This is a genomic window from Flavobacterium sp., from assembly GCF_031422135.1.
GTDB lineage: Bacteria > Bacteroidota > Bacteroidia > Flavobacteriales > Flavobacteriaceae > Flavobacterium.
In genome coordinates, this window is record NZ_JANOQD010000045.1 from 1 (window position 1) to 1665 (window position 1665).

Sequence of the window (1665 nt, forward strand, 5' to 3'; positions counted from 1 at the left end):
AATTGGTTTTATTTTAAAAAAGCGTCTCGATTTAAAATCGAGACGCTTTTTATATTCGTGACCACGGTGGGATTTGAACCCACACGCCCTTTCGAGCACCAGCCCCTCAAGCTGGCAAGTCTACCGTTTCTCCACGTGGCCCAAAACATTTAGAGACGTTGCATTGCAACGTCTCTAAATGTTTTTGTGACCCGACTGGGGCTCGAACCCAGGACCCCATCATTAAAAGTGATGTGCTCTACCAACTGAGCTATCGAGTCATTGATTCAAAAAAGTTATAAAATAATCACAAATAATGTGACCCGACTGGGGCTCGAACCCAGGACCCCATCATTAAAAGTGATGTGCTCTACCAACTGAGCTATCGAGTCTTTCCTGTTTTGAATGCGGGTGCAAATATAAGGCCTTATTTTTAAATTTTCAAAGCTATTTTAGTATAAATTTGTCTTTTTTAAACAAAACTACTTAATGCCTTAATTCATAAGGTTTTATTCATATGAGAAAAATTATTTTATTAGGTTATATGGGCTGTGGGAAGACAACTATCGCTCAGAAACTATCAAAAATTATCAGAATTCCGTATTTAGATTTAGATAAATGTATTGAAGAGAGAACAAACCTATCTGTAAATGAAATTTTTGAGCAAAGGGGAGAAATTTTTTTCAGGAAAATTGAGCACGAAATTTTTATTGAATTAGTAAATTTGCCAGAAAGTTTAATTATAGGATTGGGTGGAGGAACTCCTTGTTATGCCAATAATCATGAATTATTAAATGGTCAAAATATTCTGTCTATTTATTTAAAAGCTTCAATAGAAACATTGTTTAATCGATTGAATATTAATAAAATTAATAGGCCGCTTATTGCCTCTTTAAATGAACTTGAATTAAAAGAATTTATTGCTAAGCATCTATTTGACAGAAGTTATTATTATAATAAAGCTACTCAAAAAGTCGATGTTGATAATAAATCAGTTGATCAAACAGTTTTGAATATCCTTGAAATATTAGCTTAAGAATGCATAATTTTCACCATTTTCATCAAAAATCACTTGAACATGTTCAAGTGAAGAGGTTGAGAGGGAAATTCCTTTAAAGTCAGCTTTTACAGGGTATTTTTTATGATTTCTATCTACTAGGACAGCGGTTTTAAATTTAGTTAATGGAACGTCTAAAAAATGCCTTACAGCATATATCAATGTAGTTCCTGAATTCAAAACATCATCTACCAGAATCAATCCTTTATTGGTGTAATGCTCTTTTGAAAGTGAAGTTTTTACAGGCAAAGCTGGATTTTGTTTATTGATTTGAACTTCACAAAGGGACACTTTTAATGTAGAAATACACTGAAGTACTTCGGATATTTTTTTTGCAAAAATATATCCATTAGCGGCTATTCCTGCAATTACTATTTCCTCTTCATCTACAAAAGTTTCATAGATTTGATAAGCAATTCTTTTTATAGTATGTTCAATTTCTTGATTAGATAAAATGATGTTCTTGCTCATTGTATTTGTTTTTTTTCAAAGATAAAAAAGAGTTCGTTATCTTTTCTTGATTTTATCGAATTATAGGCAATTTCTAAATATTTAATTTTGAAATCGGCCTCAAACAATTTTTTATATTCTTGAATAGAACCTCCAAAAGGTGGGCCGTTTTCTGAAAG

The 1665-nt window shown here is 31.9% G+C and carries 2 protein-coding genes and 3 tRNA genes; 1 reads left to right on the forward strand and 4 read right to left on the reverse strand.

Annotation, left to right across the window (positions count from 1 at the left end):
* Positions 1-58: 58 nt before the first annotated feature.
* The 3 genes from RMO70_RS06840 to RMO70_RS06850 all read right to left on the reverse strand — a co-directional run bounded on the left by RMO70_RS06840 (position 59) and on the right by RMO70_RS06850 (position 371).
* Positions 59-141, reverse strand: a tRNA-Leu gene (locus RMO70_RS06840).
* A gap of 46 nt (positions 142-187) precedes the next feature.
* A tRNA-Lys gene (locus tag RMO70_RS06845) sits at positions 188-260 on the reverse strand.
* Between the two features lie 38 nt (positions 261-298).
* Positions 299-371, reverse strand: a tRNA-Lys gene (locus RMO70_RS06850).
* Positions 372-496: 125 nt separating this feature from the next.
* Here RMO70_RS06850 and RMO70_RS06855 point away from each other — a divergent pair.
* Positions 497-1015: a shikimate kinase gene (locus RMO70_RS06855; RefSeq protein WP_310555682.1), complete on the forward strand. Its 519-nt coding sequence runs from the start codon at positions 497-499 to the stop codon at positions 1013-1015.
* Here RMO70_RS06855 and RMO70_RS06860 read toward each other — a convergent pair.
* On the reverse strand, positions 1007-1507 hold the full coding sequence (locus RMO70_RS06860; RefSeq protein ID WP_310555683.1) for a phosphoribosyltransferase family protein: 501 nt from the start codon (positions 1505-1507) through the stop codon (positions 1007-1009). The two genes, RMO70_RS06855 and RMO70_RS06860, sit on opposite strands and share 9 nt — an antisense overlap.
* Positions 1508-1665 lie beyond the last annotated feature (158 nt).